Genomic DNA, 21,392 nt, shown 5'->3' on the forward strand with positions numbered 1-21,392 from the left:
TAAGCATTGTTACTGATGTTTATTCCAAGCAGTTATAGCTATGTAGCCAAGGGTTAGAGTATGTCAGAGCAGGTTCTCTATTTTCTGCAGCAGATGTTCAACGGCGTCACGTTGGGCAGCACCTATGCATTGATCGCCATCGGTTACACCATGGTCTACGGCATCATCGGCATGATCAACTTCGCCCACGGCGAGGTGTATATGATCGGCAGCTATGTCTCCTTTATTGTTATCGCCGCCCTGATGATGGTGGGTATCGACGTTAGTTGGCTGCTGATTGGCGCCGGTTTCCTGGTGTCGATCGTCATTGCCAGCGCCTACGGCTGGAGTATTGAGCGGGTGGCCTACAAGCCGGTGCGCAACTCCAAACGTCTGATCGCGCTGATCTCCGCCATCGGGATGTCGATATTCCTGCAAAACTACGTCAGCCTGACGCAGGGCTCGCGCGATCTGGCGCTGCCAAGCCTGGTCACCGGCCAGTGGGTGTTGGGTGAAAGCAACGGCTTTGCCGCCACCATCACCACCATGCAGTTGATTATCTGGGTCGTCACCTTCCTGGCGATGCTGGCGCTGACGATATTTATTCGTTATTCGCGCATGGGCCGCGCTTGCCGTGCCTGCGCGGAAGATTTGAAGATGGCCAGCCTGCTGGGTATCAATACCGATCGGGTAATCTCGCTGACCTTCGTGATTGGCGCGGTGATGGCGGCGGTGGCCGGCGTGCTGTTGGGCCAGTTCTACGGGGTGATCAACCCGTACATCGGCTTTATGGCCGGTATGAAAGCCTTTACCGCGGCCGTGCTGGGCGGCATCGGCAGCATTCCCGGCGCGATGATTGGCGGCCTGGTACTGGGCGTGGCGGAAGCGCTGACCTCAGCCTACCTGAGCACCGAATATAAAGACGTGGTGTCGTTCGCGCTGCTGATCGTGGTGTTGTTGATCATGCCAACCGGCATCCTTGGACGCCCGGAGGTTGAGAAGGTATGAAACTCAATCTGCTCAATGCGTTGATCGCCACCCTGGTGCTGTTTGTGATGGCCTCATTCCTGATGGGGATGCAACTGAGTCTCGACGGTACCAAACTGGTGGTGCATGGCGCGGCGGAAGTCCGCTGGATGTGGATCGGCATTGGCTGCGTCATCGTGTTCTTTTTCCAGTTACTGCGGCCGCTGATGCAGCAGGGGCTGAAAAAAATCTCCGGCCCTTCATTCGTCTTACCGAGCTTTGATGGCACCACCGCGCGTCAGAAGCTGCTGGCCGCGGCGATCATTGTTGCCGCCGTTGCCTGGCCGTTCCTGGTGTCGCGTGGCACTGTGGATATCGCCACCCTGACGTTGATCTACGTGATGCTGGGTCTGGGCCTGAACGTGGTTGTGGGGCTGTCCGGTCTGCTGGTGCTGGGTTACGGCGGTTTTTACGCCATTGGCGCTTACACCTACGCGCTGCTGAACCACTATTACGGCCTCGGCTTCTGGGAAAGCCTGCCGTTGGCGGGCATAGTGACCGCCATCTTTGGTTTTCTGCTCGGTTTCCCGGTGCTGAGACTGCGCGGCGATTACCTGGCGATTGTGACGTTGGGCTTCGGTGAGATCGTGCGCATCCTGTTGCTGAACAATACCGAGATCACCGGCGGACCGAACGGCATCAGCCAGATCCCTAAACCGACCTTCTTTGGGCTGGAGTTCAACCGCAGCCTGCGTGACGGCGGCTGGGACACCTTCCATAACTTCTTTGGTCTGAAATACGATCCGAGCGATCGCATCGTGTTTTTGTATCTGGTGGCACTGCTGTTGGTGGTTCTGACGTTGTTTGTGATTAACCGTCTGCTGCGCATGCCGCTGGGCCGTGCCTGGGAAGCGCTGCGCGAAGATGAAATCGCCTGCCGTTCACTGGGCCTTAACCCGACCAAAATCAAACTGACCGCCTTCACCATCAGCGCCGCCTTCGCCGGGTTTGCCGGCACGCTGTTTGCTGCGCGTCAGGGCTTTGTCAGCCCGGAATCCTTTACCTTCGTCGAGTCGGCCTTCGTGTTGGCGATTGTGGTATTGGGTGGCATGGGGTCGCAGTTTGCGGTGATCCTGGCGGCGATTCTGCTGGTGGTGTCGCGCGAACTGATGCGTGATCTGAACGAATACAGCATGTTGTTGCTGGGTGCCCTGATGGTGCTGATGATGATTTGGCGGCCGCAAGGGCTGCTGCCGATGAAACGGCCACAGCTCAAACTGAAAGCGGCAGATATCCACGCGGGCAAAGGAGAGCAGGCATGAGTGTGCAACCTTTGCTGAAGGTCGAAGGGTTGTCGATGCGTTTCGGCGGCCTGCTGGCGGTCAATAATGTGGCGCTGGAGCTGAATGAAGGCGAAATTGTTTCGCTGATTGGCCCGAACGGTGCCGGAAAAACCACGGTGTTTAACTGCCTGACCGGCTTCTACCGCCCGACTGGCGGCACCATCAAACTGCGCGAACGTCACCTGGAAGGGTTGCCCGGCCAGACGATTGCTCGCATGGGTGTGGTGCGGACTTTCCAACACGTGCGGCTGTTTCGTGAAATGACGGTGATCGAAAACCTGTTGGTCGCGCAGCATCAGCATCTGAAAAGCGGCGTCTTCGCCGGCCTGCTAAAAACGCCGGCTTTCCGTCGCGCCGAAGCCGATGCGCTGGATCGTGCTGCGGTGTGGTTGCAGCGGGTTGGCCTGCTGGAGATGGCTAACCGCTCGGCGGGTAACCTGGCTTACGGGCAACAGCGGCGGCTGGAGATTGCACGCTGCATGGTCACCCGGCCGGAACTGCTGATGCTGGACGAGCCGGCGGCGGGGCTGAACCCGAAGGAAACCGACGAACTGGACCACCTGATTGTCGAACTGCGTAATCAGCATAAGGTGTCGGTACTGTTGATTGAACACGATATGAAGCTGGTGATGGGCATTTCCGACCGCATCTACGTGGTGAACCAGGGCACGCCGCTGGCGCAGGGCACCCCGGCAGAAATCCGTAACAACCCGGACGTGATCCGGGCTTATCTGGGCGAATAATTTATGTTGTCATTTAATCAGGTATCCGCCCATTACGGCAAAATCCAGGCGCTGCATCAGGTCAGCCTGAACATTAAGCAGGGCGAGATAGTTACGCTGATCGGCGCTAACGGCGCCGGTAAAACCACGCTGCTCGGCACGCTGTGCGGGGAACCTCGCGCCAGCGAAGGCAGCATCACCTTCCTCGATCAGGACATCACCCAGTGGCAGACCTCGCGCATCATGCGTGAGGCGGTGGCTATTGTGCCGGAAGGACGGCGGGTGTTTTCGCGCATGACGGTGGAAGAGAATCTGGCGATGGGCGGTTTTTTTGCCGACCGTCAGCAGTATCAGCAACGCATCGAGCGGGTGTTCGAGCTGTTTCCACGCCTGCTGGAACGCCGTGCTCAGCGCTCCGGCACCATGTCCGGCGGTGAGCAACAGATGTTGGCGATCGGTCGTGCGCTGATGAGCCAGCCGAAGTTACTGTTGCTCGACGAACCCTCCCTGGGGTTGGCACCGATTATTATTCAGCAGATTTTTGACATCATTCAGCAACTGCGCGAAGAAGGAATGACCATCTTCCTGGTGGAGCAAAACGCCAATCAGGCACTGAAACTGGCAGATCGTGGTTATGTACTGGAAAACGGCCGCGTGGTGTTGGAAGATACGGGAGCCGCATTGTTAGCAAACGAAGCAGTACGGTCGGCGTATCTGGGCGGCTGAAATACCCGTCTAAGCGGTAGGGGGCGAATATATTCGCCCCGAGTGACTCGGGCGCAGTGTACAGCGCCCCTACAAAGTTTTTAACGATTACGAGAAGAAGAAGAAATGAACACAGAAGGGTTACTCGCGCAGCGCATCGTAAAAGTAAAAAGCTCGGCAATCCGTGAATTGCTCAAGCACAGTAAGATGGAAAACGTCATTTCGCTGGCGGGCGGCATCCCCTCTGATGCCCTGTTTGATTTCGAAGGTTTGAGCATCGCCACTCATCAGGCGATCACCGAGCAACCGAAAAGTGCCTTCCAGTATGGTCTGACCGAAGGCAGCCCGGTACTGCGTGAGCGCATCTGCGAACTGTGCGCCCAGCGTGGTGTTTCTGCCACTGCCGAAGAAGTGATGGTCACGGCAGGATCTCAGCAGGCGCTGGACCTGGTGATGCGTGCCATCGTCAACCCGGGCGACGTGTTTGTGGTGGAGCGTCCGACCTATCTGGCGGCGTTACAGACGCTGGAGCTGGCGGAAGCCAACATCATGTCGGTGTCGTCCGACAGCGATGGCATGGTGGTCGAAGAGCTGGCCGAGCTGCTGAAAACCCAGCGTATCAAGGGCGTGTATGTGGTGCCGAACTTTGGCAACCCGAGCGGTATCACCCTGAGTACAGCCCGTCGCGAGCTGTTGGTGAAGCTGGCCGCAGAGCACAATTTCCTGATCATCGAAGATGACCCGTACGGCGAACTGCGCTTTACCGAAGAGCGTAACGCCACGCTGCACCAGATTTCCCAGCAGGTGCTGGGTCATACCGATAACATTATCTACACCTCGACCTTCTCCAAGATCCTGGCACCGGGCCTGCGCCTGGGCTGGGCAATTCTGCCGCCGTTCCTGCTGCATAAAGTGGCGATCATCAAGCAGGCGGCGGATCTGCACGCCAGCGCGCTGTCGCAGAGCATCGTAGAATGTTACCTGGGGCTGGATCGCCTGCCGACGCAGATCGAAAAGATCCGCGCAGCCTACAAGCAAAAAGGTGAGATCCTGGCCGGATTGGTGGAGCAAGAGCTGGGCGACCACATCAGCTTTGATATGCCGAAGGGCGGTATGTTCCTGTGGGCGCGTTTCCGTCAGCCGTTTAACGCCACAGAATGGCTGAAAACCACTCTGCAGCAGGGCGTGGTCTTCGTGCCGGGGGAATACTTCTTCTCTGACAATCCGGATCGCTCGACCTTCCGCCTGTCGTTCGCTACCGCCACTGAACAGCAGATGCAAGAAGCCGTTGCCCGCCTGCGTCGTTCACTGTAATCCCCACGGCGGCGGGGCACTTTTCCCCACCGCCGACATCAAACCGCAATCTGCACTTCACTCTCCCGTCATATGGCTGTCATCTAACGGTTATATTTCTGTCATCCGAGCATGGCATGTTATCCCCGTCATCTTTCAAGCCGCAGCGTTGTTGCCTGCCCTGATGTTTCCCTGTCACTTAGTTAACTAAGCTCCGAGGGATCCATCAGGTTGCCGCCTGGCTGCGACTTGAAAGCTATAGGGGAACGCTTCCGAACAAGAATTGATTCTTTTCGCTCACGCGCTTATTACACCAGCTTTTTTCAGGAGTTAGGCATGCTCACCTACGCTATTCGCAAAACTACGCTGTGCGTCGCGTTGACCCTGGCGGTCAGCACTCAGGCACTGGCGGCGACCGAGATCCCGTTCTGGCATTCGATGGAGGGTGAATTGGGTAAAGAAGTGGATTCCCTGGCGGAGCGCTTTAACCAGTCGCACACCGACGTCAAAATTGTCCCGGTTTATAAAGGTAACTACGAACAGAGCCTGGCGGCGGGCATTGCAGCCTACCGCTCCGGTAAAGCACCGGCGATCCTGCAGGTGTACGAGGTGGGCACGGCAACCATGATGGCCAGCAAGGCAATCAAGCCGGTGTATGAGGTGTTTAAAGACGCCGGTATCAACTTTGACGAGTCGGTGTTCGTGCCGACGGTGTCCGGTTACTACACCGACAACAAGAGCGGCCACCTGCTGTCTCAGCCGTTCAACAGCTCTACCCCGGTGCTGTATTACAACAAAGACGCCTTCAAAAAAGCCGGCTTGAACCCGGACCAGCCGCCAAAAACCTGGCAGGAACTGGCGGCGGACACCGCCAAACTGCGTGCAGCCGGTATGAAGTGTGGCTACGCCAGCGGCTGGCAGGGCTGGATCCAACTCGAGAACTTCAGCGCCTGGCATGGGGTGCCGTTCGCCACGGAGAACAACGGTTTCGGGGGAGCCAGCGCCAAGCTGGAATTCAACAAGCCGCTGCAGGTCAAGCACATCCAACTGCTGGAAGAGATGAACAAGAAGGGTGATTTCACCTATTTCGGCCGTAAAGACGAATCCACCGAGAAGTTCTATAGCGGTGATTGCGCCATTACTACTGCGTCATCCGGCTCTCTGGCGGATATCAAGCATTACGCCAAGTTCAACTACGGCGTGGGCATGATGCCGTACGATGCCGATGCCAAAAATGCACCGCAGAACGCCATTATCGGTGGTGCCAGCCTGTGGGTGATGAACGGCAAAGATGCCGCCACCTACAAAGGCGTAGCCGAGTTCCTGCAGTATCTGGCACAGCCGGAAATTGCCGCCGAATGGCACCAGAAGACCGGCTATCTGCCGATCACCACCGCCGCTTACGATCTGACCAAGCAACAGGGCTTCTACGACAAGAACCCAGGGGCGGACGTGGCGACGCGTCAAATGCTGAACAAGCCGCCATTGCCGTTCACCAAGGGGTTGCGCCTGGGCAATATGCCGCAGATCCGTACCGTGGTGGATGAAGAGTTGGAAGGTGTGTGGACCGGCAAGAAAACGCCACAGCAGGCACTGGACGCTGCCGTACAGCGTGGTGACGTGTTGCTGCGTCGCTTCGAGTCCCAGACCAAGTAGCGTCAACCGGGACTCCGTTCCGGCGAACGACACCGATCCACCCCCTCTCCCCTGGGAGAGGGCCGGGGTGAGGGGCTCAGTCAGCCCTTCCCCCATATTAACGGTTAACCCCTATGTCATCTTCCCGTCCCGGTTTCGGCTGTAGCTGGTTGCCCTACGTATTGGTGCTGCCGCAACTGTTGATCACCGCAATCTTCTTCCTGTGGCCCGCCGGCGAGGCACTGTGGTATTCGGTGCAGAGCCTCGATCCCTTCGGCCTGTCCAGCCAGTTTGTCGGGCTGGATAACTTTACCCAACTGTTCCAGGACCCTTACTACCTCGATTCGTTTTACACCACGCTGATTTTCAGTTTCCTGGTGGCGGGTATCGGGCTGGTTGTGTCGTTGTTCTTCGCTGCGTTAGTGGATTACGTGCTGCGCGGCAGCCGGATCTACCAGACGCTGATGATCCTGCCTTACGCCGTGGCGCCCGCGGTGGCGGCGGTGCTGTGGATTTTCCTGTTTAACCCCGGTCTGGGGTTGATTACCCATTTCCTCAGCGGCTTGGGCTACAACTGGAACCACGCGCAGAACAGTGGGCAGGCGATGTTCCTGGTGGTGCTGGCTTCGGTATGGCAACAAATCAGCTATAACTTCCTGTTTTTCCTGGCGGCATTACAGTCCATTCCGCGCTCGCTGGTGGAAGCGGCGGCCATCGACGGTGCCGGGCCGGTGCGGCGTTTCTTCAATCTGGTGTTGCCGTTGATCACGCCGGTGAGCTTCTTCCTGCTGGTGGTGAATCTGGTGTACGCCTTCTTCGACACCTTCCCGGTGATCGATGCCGCGACCGGCGGCGGGCCGGTGCAGTCCACGACCACGCTGATCTACAAGATCTACCGCGAAGGCTTTGCCGGTCTGGACTTGTCCAGCTCTGCGGCGCAGTCGGTGATCCTGATGCTGTTGGTGATTGGCCTGACGGTGATCCAGTTCCGTTTTGTCGAACGTAAGGTGCGTTACCAATGATTGAGAACCGACGCGGGCTTGATATCTTCAGCCACGTAATGCTGATTATCGGTGTGCTGGTGGTGCTGTTCCCGCTGTACGTGGCCTTTGTCGCCGCCACACTGGACGACAAACAGGTGTTCCAGGTGCCGATGACCCTGATCCCGGGCGGCCACCTGTGGGAAAACATCAGCAATATCTGGCAGGGTGGCGTGGGTAATCTCAAGGTGCCGTTTTCGCTGCTGCTGTTGAACAGCGTGATCATGGCGCTGGCGATCACCTTTGGCAAAATCCTGGTGTCGGTGCTGTCGGCCTACGCCATTGTTTACTTCCGTTTCCCGCTGCGCAGCCTGTTTTTCTGGCTGATTTTCCTCACCCTGATGCTGCCGGTGGAAGTGCGTATCTTCCCGACGGTGGAGGTGATCTCCAACCTCAACCTGCTGGACAGTTACACCGGCCTGACGTTGCCGCTGATGGCTTCTGCCACCGCCACCTTCCTGTTGCGTCAGTTCTTTATGACCTTGCCGGACGAACTGCTGGAAGCCGCGCGTATTGATGGCGCGGGGCCGATGCGTTTCTTCTGGGACATTGTGCTGCCGCTGTCGAAAACCAACCTGGCGGCGCTGTTTGTCATCACCTTTATCTACGGCTGGAACCAGTACCTGTGGCCGATCCTGATCACCAGCGACGCCTCAATGGGCACCGCGGTGGCGGGGATCAAAAGCATGATCTCCACCTCCGGCGCGCCGACCCAGTGGAATCAGGTAATGGCAGCGATGATTCTGACTTTAATCCCACCGCTGGCGGTGGTTCTTCTGATGCAGCGCTGGTTTGTACGCGGCCTGGTTGATAGCGAGAAGTAACGAAATGGCAGGTTTAAAATTACAGGCAGTCACCAAGTCTTACGACGGTAAAACGCCGGTGATTAAGCAGATCGATCTCGATGTGGCGGACGGTGAGTTTATCGTGATGGTCGGCCCGTCTGGTTGCGGCAAATCGACGCTGCTGCGCATGGTCGCCGGGCTGGAACGTACCACCAGTGGCGATATTTATATCGATGGCCAACGCGTGACTGATATGGAGCCGAAAGATCGCGGCATCGCGATGGTGTTCCAGAACTATGCGCTGTATCCGCACATGAGCGTGTACGACAACATGGCCTATGGCCTGAAAATTCGCGGCTTTGGCAAACAGCATATCCAACAGCGGGTTGAAGAAGCCGCGCGCATTTTAGAACTGGAACCGCTGTTGCAGCGCAAGCCGCGTGAGCTTTCCGGCGGGCAGCGCCAGAGGGTGGCAATGGGGCGCGCTATCGTGCGTGAACCGGCGGTGTTCCTGTTTGATGAACCCTTGTCGAACCTGGATGCCAAGCTGCGTGTGCAGATGCGTCTGGAATTACAGCAACTGCACCGTCGACTGAAAACCACCAGCCTGTATGTCACGCACGATCAGGTGGAGGCGATGACGCTGGCGCAGCGGGTGATTGTGATGAACAAGGGCGTGGCAGAGCAGATTGGTACCCCAAGCGAGGTCTACCAGCGCCCGGCATCGCTGTTTGTTGCCAGCTTTATTGGCTCACCGGCGATGAATCTGTTGCCTGGCACCCTGAGTGCCGACGGCAGCCAATTGTTGCTGGCGGACGGCATGACGCTGAATTTGCCGCAGGCGAAAGCGCAGTGGGCCGGCCGGCCGTTGACGCTCGGCATCCGCCCGGAGCATATTCAACTGACTACCGAGCAACAGGGCGGCGTGCCGCTGGTGCTGCAAACGCTGGAACTGTTGGGCGCGGATAACCTGGCGCATGGGCTGTGGGGCGGTCACGGCGTGATTGCGCGGCTGTCGCATGAAACTATGCCGGCGGCGGGCAGCACGCTATATTTACAGCTGCCTGCACAGGCACTGCACTTTTTTGATACCGATAGCGGATTACGGATGGAACAATGACCACAGCCTGGCCTTATCCACACATTGTCGCCCACCGTGGCGGCGGTTCCCTGGCGCCGGAAAATACCCTGGCGGCGATCGACGTTGGCGCGCGTCACGGCCACAAAATGATTGAGTTCGACGCCAAACTGGCGCAGGACGGGCAAATCTTTCTGCTGCATGACGATACCCTGGATCGCACCAGCAATGGCTGGGGCGTGGCGGGTGAGTTGCCGTGGGACAAGCTGGTGCAACTGGATGCCGGCAATTGGTATAATTCCGCCTACAAGGGCGAGCGTTTGCCGCTGCTGGCCGAGGTGGCGGAACGCTGCCTGCAGCACGGCATGATGGCGAACATTGAAATCAAACCCACCACCGGCAGCGATGACGAAACTGGCCGGGTGGTGGCGTTGGCGGCGCGTCTGCTGTGGCAGGGACAGACCGACCCGCTGCTTTCATCATTCTCGGTTGAGGCACTTGAGGCGGCACAGCGCACGGTGCCGGAGCTGCCACGTGGCCTGCTGTTGGATCAGTGGGATGACAACTGGCCGGTGCTGACCGAACGTCTGGGCTGCGTATCGTTGCACATCAACCACAAAGAGCTGACGGAAGAGCGGGTGGCGGCGCTGAAAGCGGCGGGTTTACGCATTCTGGTTTATACCGTTAACCAACCGGCACGTGCGCGCCTGTTGTTGAACTGGGGCGTTGATTGTATTTGTACTGACCGGATAGATTTGATTGGCCCCGATTTTTCGAATGGTTAACCTGGGTTAAAAATTTGCCGCTGTTCGCTCTACCTTGCTGACAGCGGCTACGATCATCCTCATGGGCGCATCGGCGTAGCCGGCAACGGAGCCTGCGGCACCGAAGGCGTAGTGCGGTTGAACGGGTTACGTGGTTGGTTACCATTTGGCAGCAGTTGCCCGCCGTTCGGCGAATTTGGCTGCAGTTGCTGCTGATTGTTGTCGAACTGCCGCTGTTGTTGCAGGCGGCGCTGATCCAACTGCTGGTTATTCAGCATGCGCTGTTGCTGCGCTTGCTGATTGCGTTGGTTTAGAAACTGCTGTTGCGAGCTGAGCTCGGTGACGCCGTTGGCTGCGGTGGCCAACCCGGAAAGCAGTAACAGGCCGTAGAGCAGGTGATAACGCTTCATGATCTTTACCTCCGTTTTCTATTAAGACTAACCCACCGGTGAAATTTTGCCGACAGTTTGTATTTTGCACAGATGTAAACCGCCTTTTCGTCACGACCTTTCCTGCCTTCCGTTACAATCGCCCTTTGTGAATTTTTAGGGTGAACCCATCGTGCTACTTCTGGTGATTACTACCATTCTGTGGGCGTTCTCTTTCAGCCTGATTGGCGAATATCTGGCGGGTCAGGTCGACAGCTGGTTCTCGGTGCTGATGCGTATCGGCCTGGCGGCATTGGTGTTCCTGCCGTTCCTTCGCTGGCGCAACATCAAACCGAAAGTGATCCTGATGTACATGCTGGTGGGGGCCTGTCAGCTCGGCATCATGTACCTGTTCAGCTTCCGTGCTTATATGTACCTGACGGTGCCGGAATTCCTGCTGTTTACCGTGCTGACGCCGCTGTACGTCACGCTGATTTATGACCTGATCAGTGGGCAGCGCCTGCGCTGGAGCTACGTATTCAGTGCGCTGCTGGCGGTGCTGGGGGCGGCGATCATCCGTTACCACCAGCTTAGCGAGCATTTCTGGCTGGGGCTGCTGCTGGTGCAGGCGGCGAATATCAGCTTCGCCATTGGCATGGTCGGTTACAAGCGGCTGATGGAAGTGCATCCGTTGCCACAGCACACCGCATTCTCCTGGTTCTACCTGGGCGCGTTAGTGGTGGCGGTGGTGGCCTGGTGCCTGTGGGGCAATCCTCAGCAGTTGCCGACTACCAACCTGCAATGGGGCATTCTGGTGTGGCTGGGCGTAGTGGCTTCCGGGCTGGGGTATTTCATGTGGAACTACGGTGCAACGCAGGTGGATGCCGGCACGCTTGGCATCATGAATAACATGCATGTGCCCGCCGGGCTGTTGGTGAATCTGGCCATCTGGCAGCAACAGCCGCACTGGCCAAGTTTTATTATCGGTGGGGCGGTGATTGTCGCTTCGCTGTGGGTCCATCGTCGGTGGGTGGCACCCAAGATAATCAGTAAATAAACTGGGCCGCCCAAGCGCAGGCAGCCCTGATTATCAGGGTTGTGAGGCCAGCGGTTTGACGCTGGCAACACCGGCGCTTGGGCGGTCGGCATCACGCACGAAGGGCAGATGATTGCAGGCGTGCTGGCGCGCCGAACGGATAAAGGCTTCGGTTACCGCCTGGCGCTGCTCGCCATCACGTACCGCGGCATACAGACGGCTCCACAGGCCATCCCCCAGGGTTTTGGTCACCACCAGCCCCTGGCGTTCAAAACTTTCCACCACCCAATGCGGTAATGCCGCAATCCCCATCCGCGCCGACACCATCTGGATCAGCAGCAGGGTGTTATCGACGTTTTTCAGCGCCGGGCTGATGCCCGCCGGTTGCAGGAAATGACGCCAAATATCCAACCGCTGGCGCTGTACCGGATAAATCATCAGAGTTTCATCGATTAAATCTTCAGGCTCAATGTGCAGCTTGCTGGCCAACGGGTGGTCCGGCGCCAGCACCAACCGCACTTCAAAATCAAACATCGGTGAATAGTGCAGACCGCTGCGCGGTAGAATGTCGGAGGTCAGCACCACATCCAGCTCGCCCTGCTGCAATGCCGGCTGCGGGTCAAAGGTGACGCCGGACTTGAAGTCCATCACCACCTGCGGCCAGCTCTGGCGGAAGTTATCCAGCGCCGGTGTCAGCCACTGAATACAACTGTGGCACTCAATGGCGATGCGCAACGTGGCTTGATGCGGCTCGTGGCAAGTCTGCAGTGCCTGCTGGATTTGTGGCAGCACCTGCTCCGCCAACTGTAACAGGATCTCTCCCTGCGCGGTAAAGCGCAGCGGTTGGCTTTTGCGAACGAACAGCTTGAAGCCCAGACGCTGCTCCAGATCGCTGAACTGATGCGACAGAGCAGACTGCGTCTGATGGAGTTGGGCTGCCGCGGCCGCCAGCGAGCCGGTATTGCGCAGAGCCTGCAGCGTCCGTAAGTGTTTCAGTTCGATCATGAGAGTCCTTCACAGTGACAGTGAATAAATTGCGCTTGTGGTTAATACAGTACCTGCGGATTATGGATGTGTAAACATCTGGACGGCTAAATGGGGAATATGACGATGGCAATTTTAAATCACACACTCGGTTTTCCACGCGTTGGGCTACGACGTGAGCTGAAAAAAGCTCAGGAAAGCTACTGGGCAGGTAACTCAACGCAGGAAGAACTGCTGGCGGTTGGCCGCGAGCTGCGCGCTCGTCATTGGCAACAGCAACAGCAGGCCGGAGTGGATTTAGTGCCGGTCGGCGATTTCGCCTGGTACGATCATGTGTTGACCACCAGCCTGTTGCTGGGCAACGTGCCGGCGCGTCATCAGAATGCGGATGGTTCGATCGATCTGGACACGTTGTTCCGTCTGGGCCGTGGCCGCGCACCGACCGGCGAACCGGCGGCAGCGGCAGAAATGACCAAATGGTTTAACACCAACTACCACTACATAGTGCCTGAATTCCATAAGGGCCAGCAGTTCAAACTGGGCTGGACCCAATTGCTGGACGAAGTTGACGAAGCGCTGGCGCTGGGTCACAAAATCAAACCTGTACTGCTGGGGCCGGTCACTTATCTGTGGCTGGGCAAAGTGAAGGGTGAGTCGTTTGACCGCCTGTCGCTGCTGAACGATATCCTGCCGGTTTACCAGCAGGTGCTGGCCGAACTGGCGAAACGTGGCGTTGAATGGGTGCAGATCGACGAGCCTGCGCTGGTGCTGGAATTGCCGCAGGAGTGGCTGAATGCCTTCAAACCGGCTTATGACGCACTGCAGGGCCAGGTAAAACTGCTGCTGACTACCTACTTCGATAGCGTTGGCCACAATCTTGACACCCTCCGTGAGCTGCCGGTGCAGGGGCTGCACGTCGACCTGGTTGGCGGCCACGACGATATCGAGGTATTGAATAAAGCGCTGCCGAAAGAGTGGCTGCTGTCATTGGGTGTGATCAACGGACGCAACGTCTGGCGCGCCGATCTGAGCAGCTGGTTTGAGCGTTTGCAGCCATTAGTGGGCAGCCGCCCGCTGTGGATCGGGACTTCTTGTTCACTGCTGCACAGCCCAATCGATCTGAGCGTGGAAACCCGCCTGGATGAAGAAGTGAAAAGCTGGTTCGCCTTCGCCCTGCAAAAATGTGCCGAAGTGGCGTTGCTGAGCGCAGCGTTGAATGCCCCGGGCGCAGCAAAACAAGCAGAACTGGACGCCTACAGCGCGCCAATCCGTGCCCGTCGTCAGTCCAGCCGCGTGCATAATGCGCAGGTTGGTCAACGCCTGGCGGCAATTACTGCCCAGGACTGCGAACGTCAGAGTCCTTACGCCGAGCGTGCCCAGGCACAGCGTGAGCGTTTTAACCTGCCGGCCTGGCCGACCACCACTATCGGTTCATTCCCACAAACCACCGAAATCCGTGGCCTGCGTCTGGACTTCAAACAGGGGCGTTTGGACGGTAATAACTACCGCACCAGTATTAGCGAGCACATCAAACAGGCGATCACAGAACAAGAGCGTCTGGGTCTGGACGTATTGGTGCATGGCGAAGCCGAGCGTAACGACATGGTGGAATACTTCGGCGAGAACCTCGACGGCTTTGTCTTCACCCAAAACGGCTGGGTACAGAGCTACGGTTCCCGCTGCGTAAAACCACCGGTGATCATCGGCGATATCAGCCGCCCGGAAGCCATCACCGTTGAGTGGGCGAAGTATGCTCAGTCACTGACCGACAAACCGGTAAAAGGCATGTTGACCGGCCCGGTGACCATTCTTTGCTGGTCGTTCCCGCGTGAAGACGTAACCCGTGAAGTGATTGCCAAACAGATCGCCCTGGCACTGCGTGATGAAGTGGAAGATCTGGAAAAAGCCGGTATCGGCATCATCCAGATTGACGAACCGGCACTGCGTGAAGGCCTGCCGCTGCGTCAATCCGACTGGGCTGCTTACCTGAACTGGGCGGTGGATGCGTTCAAACTGAATGCCGCCGTGGCGCAAGATGACACGCAGATCCACACCCACATGTGTTACTGCGAGTTCAACGACATCATGGATTCGATAGCTGCGCTGGATGCCGACGTGATCACTATCGAAACCTCACGTTCCGATATGGATCTGTTGGAAGCCTTCAAAGAGTTTGAATATCCAAACGAAATTGGCCCGGGCGTGTATGACATTCACTCGCCAAACGTGCCAAGCGTGGAATGGATCGAAGCGCTGCTACGTAAGGCTGCGCAGAACATTCCGGCAGAACGTCTGTGGGTCAACCCGGACTGCGGCCTGAAAACCCGTGGCTGGCCGGAAACTCGTCAGTCGCTGGCCAACATGGTGCTGGCAGCGCAGCGCCTGCGCGAGCAGCAGGCCTGATAACCCTATTTGGGTGAGTTGATCCTGGGCGCTTCGGCGCCCATTTTTGTGTCGCAAGCGACTGCCTGTTCAGGCAGCCGTGAGGTGAGGGTTATTTAATGCCCGGCACGCCATGTTGGGCGAACCATGCCAGCATGCGTTGCCAACCGTCTGTTGACGCTTCCGCATCATAGCTTGGTCGATAATCGGCATAGAAGGCGTGGCCAGCTTCGGGATAGACCACGATCTCGGCTTCGGCATTGGCCGCGCGGATCGCCTGACGCATGCTTTCCACCGAATCCAGCGGGATACTGGTATCCTGCCCGCCATATAATCCCAGCACCGGCGCAGAAAGTTGCGTAGCGACATCGATAGGATGTTTTGGCGAATTCAGCGTTTTTTCACCCCCCAGTTTGCCGTACCAGGCAACAGCGGCTTTCAGCTGCGGGTTATGCGCGGCATACAGCCAGGTAATGCGCCCGCCCCAGCAAAAACCGGTAATCGCCAACTTGCCGGCATCGCCGCCATGGCGCATCGCCCAATGAGCGGCATGATCCAGATCCGCCAGCACCTGACGATCTGGCACCTTGAGCACCAGCTTTTGGAACAGCTCGCTGATGTCGGTGTAATCTTTGGCATCCCCCTGGCGGAAATACAGCTCCGGCGCGATTGCCAGATAACCCTGCTTTGCCAGGCGACGACAGACATCCTGAATGTGTTCATGTACGCCAAAAATTTCCTGTACCACCAGCACCACCGGGAAGGGGCCGCTGTGATCTGCAGGTTTGGCGATATAGGCCGGCAGATTGTCACCCTGTGAAGGAATGGTGGTTTCCCCGGCATGAATGCCTTGTTCATCGGTGAGAATGGTCGAAGCAGCCAAGGGTGTAACGGCCGGGGTGAATCCCCCCTGGGCCTGTTTTAATGTCATCACTTGATCGGTTTTCATTGCGGTCTCCGTGCAATCGAGAAAAGCGCTGAGATTAACTATAGGAAAGATTACCGGTTATTGGCACCGGGTGGAGCATTTTCAGTCAAGTCTGTAAAAAACGAATAGTTATCTGGTTTTAGCGCATTTTTGTTGTCTTTTTATCATGCTATTACGCCTGTTGACCCGCATTAGCACCATAAGGTGCGTTAGCTCCCTTTATTGTGGCTAAGTCACCGATAAAATAAGGTTATTTTCTGTCATCTGGTAAATAGTTTCATCAGGGAACCAGCCTTGTACTCAGGAGGTAGGGTGAAAACGGTGGTGCATTTTGTCGACTAGACTTTGGGCATCGGTGACGTTCATATCGACTGCTCATTTGGTTTTTGTGATTTCAATCACAAAAGTTATGTAGATTGCAGTCTGTTTCTTTGTTCATAGTGATGGTTGTCACGAAATTCCGTGGCAATTTTCAGTAGAGTACTTTTTTGTTCCTCCCAATAAACATGATCTATGAGGAGTCTCGTATGTCCCAATCTGACGTTTTTCATCTCGGCCTCACTAAAAAAGATTTACAAGGGGCCCAGCTTGCCATCGTTCCAGGCGATCCACAGCGCGTAGAGAAAATTGCCAAGCTGATGGAAAATCCGGTGCATCTGGCTTCCCATCGTGAATTTACCTCCTGGCGCGCAGAACTGGACGGCAAAGCCGTGATCGTCTGCTCTACCGGGATCGGCGGTCCGTCTACCTCAATCGCGGTTGAAGAACTGGCGCAATTGGGTATCCGTACCTTCCTGCGTATCGGCACCACCGGTGCGATCCAGTCGAACATCAACGTTGGTGATGTCCTGGTCACTACCGCAGCGGTTCGCCTCGACGGTGCCAGCCTGCACTTCGCACCGATGGAATTCCCGGCCGTGGCCGACTTTGCCTGTACTACGGCACTGGTCGAGGCCGCCAAGGCTGCCGGCGCCACCACACACATTGGCGTGACCGCGTCTTCCGATACCTTCTATCCGGGCCAGGAGCGTTATGATACCTACTCCGGTCGCGTCGTCAGCCGCTTCAAAGGCTCGATGGAAGAATGGCAGTCGATGGGCGTGATGAACTATGAAATGGAATCTGCCACGCTGTTGACCATGTGCGCCAGCCAGGGCCTGCGTGCCGGTATGGTTGCCGGTGTGATTGTTAACCGCACCCAGCAGGAAATCCCGAACGCAGAAACCATGAAAAACACCGAAAGCAAAGCGGTGCAGATCGTGGTTGATGCGGCGCGTCGCCTGCTGTAATTACCCCGCAGTTCAACGGGTCGCCGACGCGGCCCGTTTCTCCATTCGGCCGTAATCTGTTACGGTTAACCTCATCAGCGCCATCTTTCTGGCCGCCTCTTTACCCGTTGAGCCTGGTTTTTCCGCTGCTCTCAGGTTGCGTTTTTTCAGACAATAACCACGAGGACGTCTATGACCGCCCAGATCTTGCTTCATCCCTCATTGGCGCCGCTTGATGGCGGCATTAACTTTCGCGATCTCGGCGGCAACAGCGTCGCCGACGGCCGCCGTATCAAGCGTGGCCTGCTGTTCCGCTCCGGCTCGCTGGAACGTCTGACGGAAAACGACTGCACCTTCCTGGCCGGTGTGCCGGTACGCTCGGTGCTGGATTACCGGGACCCTGATGAAGTTCAGGCCAAGCCAGACATCCTGTGGCGCGGTGCCGATTACCATCATTTTCCGGCCAATCCTTTGAGCAATGAGGTGAATGCCAATCTGGAAAAACTGACCAGCGATACACTGGCCGGTTTCGACGCACAGGCGTTTATGCTGGAGCTTTACCGTCGGCTGCCTTTCGGCAATGCGGCATACAAACAGTTGGCCCAATTGCTGAGCAACGTCGATAACGGTGCCATCGTCCAGCACTGCGCAGTGGGTAAGGATCGCACCGGCGTCGGATCGGCGCTGGTGTTGTTTGCGCTGGGGGCTGATGAAGCGACGGTGGTAGAAGATTACCTGCTGACCGAAACCACGCTGGCGACCTTCCGCGAGCAGATGCTGGATCAACTGTCTATCCGCCTCAACGCCTCTGCATTGGGGCAGTTTGCCTATGTGCTCAGTGCTCGCGAAGAGTTCCTGATGACCGCACTGAGCTGCATCCGTGACCAATATGGTTCTACCGATCGCTGGCTGGAGGCTGAGTACGGCCTGGGCCAACACCAGCGTGAAGCGTTGCAGGCATTCTACCTCGAGTAAACCGCGCAGGTGTTTAGCCGGGGTTTAACCGGCCCCGGCCGACATTGCGTATTCTTGGGGCCATAAATCCCGCATCAGGAGCCTATATTGAGCCTCAATGACATTATCCACTGGGTCAGCGAAACCGTGCGTCAGCACGAAGGCTGGGCTATCCCGATTATCTTCTTCCTGGCGTTCGGTGAATCACTGGCATTTCTGTCGCTGTTGTTACCGGCCACGGTGATCTTGCTGGCGCTGGGAGCGTTGATTGGTGAAAGCGGCATTGCATTTTGGCCGATCTGGGCCGCCGCCGCCGCAGGGGCATTCTTCGGCGACTGGCTTTCTTACTGGATTGGCTACCACTATCAAGATCGTGTGGCGCACATGTGGCCGTTATCGCGTAATCCGCAATTGTTGACGCGTGGCCATGCGTTCTTTGAACGTTGGGGCGTACTGGGTATTTTCATCGGCCGCTTCTTCGGCCCATTGCGTGCTGTGGTACCGCTGGTCGGTGGCATTTGCGGCATGCCCCAGCGTTATTTTCAGGTGGCGAATATCACTTCGGCGATGATCTGGGCGTTCGGCATTCTCGCGCCGGGGGCGTTTGGCATCAAGTGGTTAAGCCAGTGGTTTGGCTAGTTCTGGTCTGACTTGCGTAGCGTTTCGCAATTTTGCGCTGTTGGGGCAAAAACAGACTGGACATCCATACAGCATCCCCTTAACGTGACGGGCAACAGGCGCATAAAACGCCGGAACGGTCAGGTGTAACAGGAGGCAGGGTGGATACCAGTTTGGTTTACGGTATGGGCGGGGTGGTAATCGGCCTGCTGCTGGGGTGGTTAATCGCCAGCCTGCGGGTGCAGCAAACACATGCACAGCATGAAACCGAGCTACGGCTGTTGGAACAATCACTGCAACAGGCGCAGCAGGAAATTGCGGCCCGACAAGAAATCCTGCAGCGTAATGAGCAGCAAATGCGGCAGAGTGATTTGGAACTGCGCAATTTGCACAGCCAGTTGGCGGCCGGGCATGCAAAACTGCAACAGCTCGATCACTGGCGTAACGAATGTGAGTTGCTGAATCAGGAGCTGCGGGCCCAGCGTGAGGTTAACAGCGCGCAAGAGGCCGAGCTGCGGGAGGTGACTATTCGCCTGGAAGAAACCCGCATGGCGGCAGAAGAGAAGCAGCGTCTGCTGATCAACAGCGAACAGCGTCTCACCACCCAGTTTGAAAATTTGGCCAACCGCATTTTTGAACACAGCGGGCGCAAGGTTGACGAGCAGAATAAGCAAAGTCTGGATCGCCTGTTGTTGCCGCTGCGCGAGCAACTGGACGGTTTCCGCCGTCAGGTGCAGGACAGTTTTGGTCAGGAAGCACGCGAACGCCATACGCTGACCCACGAAATACGTAATCTGCAGCAGCTCAATGCACAAATGGCGCGCGAAGCGATTAACCTCACCAAGGCCCTGAAAGGGGACAATAAAACTCAGGGTAACTGGGGTGAGGTGGTGTTAAGCCGGGTGCTGGAGGCCTCAGGCCTGCGCGAAGGGCATGAATACGAAACCCAGGTCAATGTACGGCTGGACCATCAGAGCCGTATGCAACCCGACGTTATTGTTCGTCTGCCGCAGGGCAAGGACGTGGTCATTGATGCGAAAATGTCGCTGGTGGCCTACGAACGTTACTTCAACAGCGAAGATGAAGCGGAGCGCGAGGCGGCGCTGAGTGAGCATATTGGCTCGCTGCGTGGCCATATCCGCCTGCTGGGGCGCAAGGATTACCAGCAGTTGCCAGGCCTGCGTTCGCTGGATTACGTGTTGATGTTTATTCCGGTCGAGCCGGCTTTCCTGTTGGCCATTGACCGCGAGCCGGAGCTGATCAGCGAGGCACTCAAGCACAATATCATGCTGGTCAGCCCGACCACCTTGCTGGTGGCGCTGCGCACCATTACCAACCTGTGGCGCTATGAGCATCAGAGTCAGAATGCTCAGCGCATTGCCGACAGAGCGGCGCGGTTGTATGACAAAATGCGGCTGTTTGTTGACGATATGTCAGCACTAGGGCAGAGCCTGGATAAGGCTCAGGGGAGTTATCGCCAAGCGATGAACAAACTGAGTGAAGGCCGTGGTAATCTTATCGGCCAGACCGAGGGGTTCCGTGCGTTGGGGGTTGAGGTGAAAAGGCCGATCAACCCGCTGCTGGCTCAACAGGCCAGTGCGCAGCATGATGATGAATTCGAGGCGGCGGGCGACGATGAAGTTGGCGCGCTGCCGGAGGCGGAGGACGACGACTCCGCAGAGGAGCCCCGCTCCGCATCGCAGGCATGACCGCCGCTGCGAGGTGGGGTATTCCGTGGGGTTCTGGTACACTCATCCACACTAAATTGACTGAATAGCAGGCAGGACAATGGCAGATCAACCGCAGGAAACCACTGACTTTGGTTTTCGCACCGTAGCTCGAGACGAGAAGCAGGCCATGGTGGCAGACGTTTTTCATTCGGTAGCTGCAAAGTATGACGTGATGAACGACCTGATGTCGTTTGGCATCCACCGTGTCTGGAAGCGTTTTACCATTGACTGCAGCGGCGTACGCCGTGGGCAGCGGGTGTTGGATCTGGCCGGGGGTACCGGTGACCTGGCCGCCAAGTTCTCCCGCATGGTCGGTGAGCAGGGGCAGGTGGTACTGGCGGACATTAATGATTCGATGCTGAAGATGGGGCGCGAGAAGCTGCGCGATCGTGGCATTATCGGCAACATTAGCTACGTGCAGGCCAACGCCGAAGCACTGCCGTTCCCGGATAACTATTTTGACTGCATCACCATTTCATTTGGCCTGCGTAACGTCACCGACAAAGACAAAGCGCTGCGTTCCATGTTCCGCGTGCTGAAGCCGGGCGGTCGTTTGCTGGTGCTGGAGTTCTCCAAGCCGCTGCTGGCACCGCTGAGAAAAGCCTATGACGCTTATTCTTTCCATGTGCTGCCGAAAATCGGCGAGCTGGTGGTGAAGGATCCGGAAAGCTACCGTTATCTGGCTGAGTCGATCCGCATGCATCCCGATCAGGAAACCCTGAAGGGCATGATGGGAACTGCCGGTTTTGACAACGTGACCTATTTTAACCTGACCGGCGGTATTGTAGCCCTGCATCGCGGCTTCAAGTTCTGA

Annotated in this window: 20 protein-coding genes; 17 read left to right on the forward strand and 3 right to left on the reverse strand. The window is 57.1% G+C overall.

Annotation, left to right across the window (positions count from 1 at the left end):
* Positions 1-60 precede the first annotated feature (60 nt).
* The 10 genes from livH to ugpQ all read left to right on the forward strand — a co-directional run bounded on the left by livH (position 61) and on the right by ugpQ (position 10,331).
* Positions 61-987 carry a high-affinity branched-chain amino acid ABC transporter permease LivH gene (gene livH / locus F8R23_RS22430; RefSeq protein ID WP_012004699.1) on the forward strand — a complete coding sequence of 309 codons (927 nt, stop codon included), beginning with the start codon at positions 61-63 and terminating at the stop codon, positions 985-987.
* Complete coding sequence (locus F8R23_RS22435; RefSeq protein ID WP_085116511.1) at positions 984-2,267, forward strand: high-affinity branched-chain amino acid ABC transporter permease LivM; 1,284 nt, start codon at positions 984-986, stop codon at positions 2,265-2,267. The genes livH and F8R23_RS22435 overlap by 4 nt, the downstream gene beginning before the upstream one ends.
* Positions 2,264-3,031 (forward strand): high-affinity branched-chain amino acid ABC transporter ATP-binding protein LivG, encoded by a 768-nt coding sequence (gene livG / locus F8R23_RS22440; RefSeq protein ID WP_099065496.1) that lies wholly within the window; start codon positions 2,264-2,266, stop codon positions 3,029-3,031. The genes F8R23_RS22435 and livG overlap by 4 nt, the downstream gene beginning before the upstream one ends.
* 3 nt (positions 3,032-3,034) lie before the next feature.
* The gene (gene livF, locus F8R23_RS22445) at positions 3,035-3,736 is read left to right on the forward strand and encodes a high-affinity branched-chain amino acid ABC transporter ATP-binding protein LivF (protein WP_085116513.1); all 702 of its coding nucleotides are present in this window, start codon (positions 3,035-3,037) and stop codon (positions 3,734-3,736) included.
* Between the two features lie 105 nt (positions 3,737-3,841).
* Entirely contained in the window at positions 3,842-5,029 is a 1,188-nt protein-coding gene (locus tag F8R23_RS22450; RefSeq protein WP_129936294.1) for an aminotransferase-like domain-containing protein, read from the forward strand.
* A gap of 315 nt (positions 5,030-5,344) precedes the next feature.
* Entirely contained in the window at positions 5,345-6,664 is a 1,320-nt protein-coding gene (ugpB, locus tag F8R23_RS22455; RefSeq protein ID WP_129936295.1) for a sn-glycerol-3-phosphate ABC transporter substrate-binding protein UgpB, read from the forward strand.
* A gap of 113 nt (positions 6,665-6,777) precedes the next feature.
* Positions 6,778-7,665: a sn-glycerol-3-phosphate ABC transporter permease UgpA gene (gene ugpA / locus F8R23_RS22460; protein WP_099065493.1), complete on the forward strand. Its 888-nt coding sequence runs from the start codon at positions 6,778-6,780 to the stop codon at positions 7,663-7,665.
* Positions 7,662-8,507, forward strand: a complete 846-nt coding sequence (gene ugpE, locus F8R23_RS22465) for a sn-glycerol-3-phosphate ABC transporter permease UgpE (protein WP_085116517.1) — start codon at positions 7,662-7,664, stop codon at positions 8,505-8,507. The genes ugpA and ugpE overlap by 4 nt, the downstream gene beginning before the upstream one ends.
* A gap of 4 nt (positions 8,508-8,511) precedes the next feature.
* Positions 8,512-9,588, forward strand: coding sequence for a sn-glycerol-3-phosphate import ATP-binding protein UgpC (locus F8R23_RS22470; protein WP_129936296.1), 1,077 nt, complete (start codon positions 8,512-8,514; stop codon positions 9,586-9,588).
* Entirely contained in the window at positions 9,585-10,331 is a 747-nt protein-coding gene (gene ugpQ, locus F8R23_RS22475) for a glycerophosphodiester phosphodiesterase (protein ID WP_129936297.1), read from the forward strand. The genes F8R23_RS22470 and ugpQ overlap by 4 nt, the downstream gene beginning before the upstream one ends.
* Positions 10,332-10,390: 59 nt before the next feature.
* Here the strand turns inward: ugpQ and F8R23_RS22480 are convergent, their stop codons facing one another.
* The gene (locus tag F8R23_RS22480) at positions 10,391-10,720 is read right to left on the reverse strand and encodes a hypothetical protein (RefSeq protein WP_129936298.1); all 330 of its coding nucleotides are present in this window, start codon (positions 10,718-10,720) and stop codon (positions 10,391-10,393) included.
* A gap of 151 nt (positions 10,721-10,871) precedes the next feature.
* Here F8R23_RS22480 and F8R23_RS22485 point away from each other — a divergent pair, with 151 nt between their 5' ends.
* Positions 10,872-11,735 (forward strand): carboxylate/amino acid/amine transporter, encoded by an 864-nt coding sequence (locus tag F8R23_RS22485; protein ID WP_151416041.1) that lies wholly within the window; start codon positions 10,872-10,874, stop codon positions 11,733-11,735.
* Positions 11,736-11,768: 33 nt separating this feature from the next.
* Here F8R23_RS22485 and metR read toward each other — a convergent pair whose 3' ends face one another.
* Positions 11,769-12,719, reverse strand: a complete 951-nt coding sequence (gene metR / locus F8R23_RS22490) for an HTH-type transcriptional regulator MetR (protein WP_099065489.1) — start codon at positions 12,717-12,719, stop codon at positions 11,769-11,771.
* A 105-nt stretch (positions 12,720-12,824) separates the two neighbouring features.
* Here metR and metE point away from each other — a divergent pair, with 105 nt between their 5' ends.
* On the forward strand, positions 12,825-15,101 hold the full coding sequence (gene metE / locus F8R23_RS22495; protein ID WP_151416042.1) for a 5-methyltetrahydropteroyltriglutamate--homocysteine S-methyltransferase: 2,277 nt from the start codon (positions 12,825-12,827) through the stop codon (positions 15,099-15,101).
* Positions 15,102-15,192: 91 nt separating this feature from the next.
* Here the strand turns inward: metE and F8R23_RS22500 are convergent, their stop codons facing one another.
* On the reverse strand, positions 15,193-16,029 hold the full coding sequence (locus F8R23_RS22500; RefSeq protein WP_129936301.1) for a dienelactone hydrolase family protein: 837 nt from the start codon (positions 16,027-16,029) through the stop codon (positions 15,193-15,195).
* Positions 16,030-16,535: 506 nt separating this feature from the next.
* On the opposite strand from F8R23_RS22500, the gene udp reads away from it, so the two are divergent.
* The 5 genes from udp to ubiE all read left to right on the forward strand — a co-directional run bounded on the left by udp (position 16,536) and on the right by ubiE (position 21,392).
* Entirely contained in the window at positions 16,536-17,297 is a 762-nt protein-coding gene (gene udp, locus F8R23_RS22505; RefSeq protein WP_085116533.1) for a uridine phosphorylase, read from the forward strand.
* 171 nt (positions 17,298-17,468) lie between these two features.
* A complete protein-coding gene (locus F8R23_RS22510) occupies positions 17,469-18,251 on the forward strand; it encodes a tyrosine-protein phosphatase (RefSeq protein WP_099065479.1) in 783 nt (260 codons plus the stop codon).
* An 87-nt stretch (positions 18,252-18,338) separates the two neighbouring features.
* A complete protein-coding gene (locus F8R23_RS22515) occupies positions 18,339-18,869 on the forward strand; it encodes a DedA family protein (protein ID WP_085116535.1) in 531 nt (176 codons plus the stop codon).
* A gap of 140 nt (positions 18,870-19,009) precedes the next feature.
* On the forward strand, positions 19,010-20,557 hold the full coding sequence (gene rmuC / locus F8R23_RS22520; protein ID WP_151416043.1) for a DNA recombination protein RmuC: 1,548 nt from the start codon (positions 19,010-19,012) through the stop codon (positions 20,555-20,557).
* Between the two features lie 79 nt (positions 20,558-20,636).
* Positions 20,637-21,392: a bifunctional demethylmenaquinone methyltransferase/2-methoxy-6-polyprenyl-1,4-benzoquinol methylase UbiE gene (ubiE, locus tag F8R23_RS22525; protein ID WP_112349328.1), complete on the forward strand. Its 756-nt coding sequence runs from the start codon at positions 20,637-20,639 to the stop codon at positions 21,390-21,392.

The sequence above is a fragment of the Serratia proteamaculans genome, assembly GCF_008830365.1.
Lineage (GTDB): Bacteria > Pseudomonadota > Gammaproteobacteria > Enterobacterales > Enterobacteriaceae > Serratia > Serratia proteamaculans.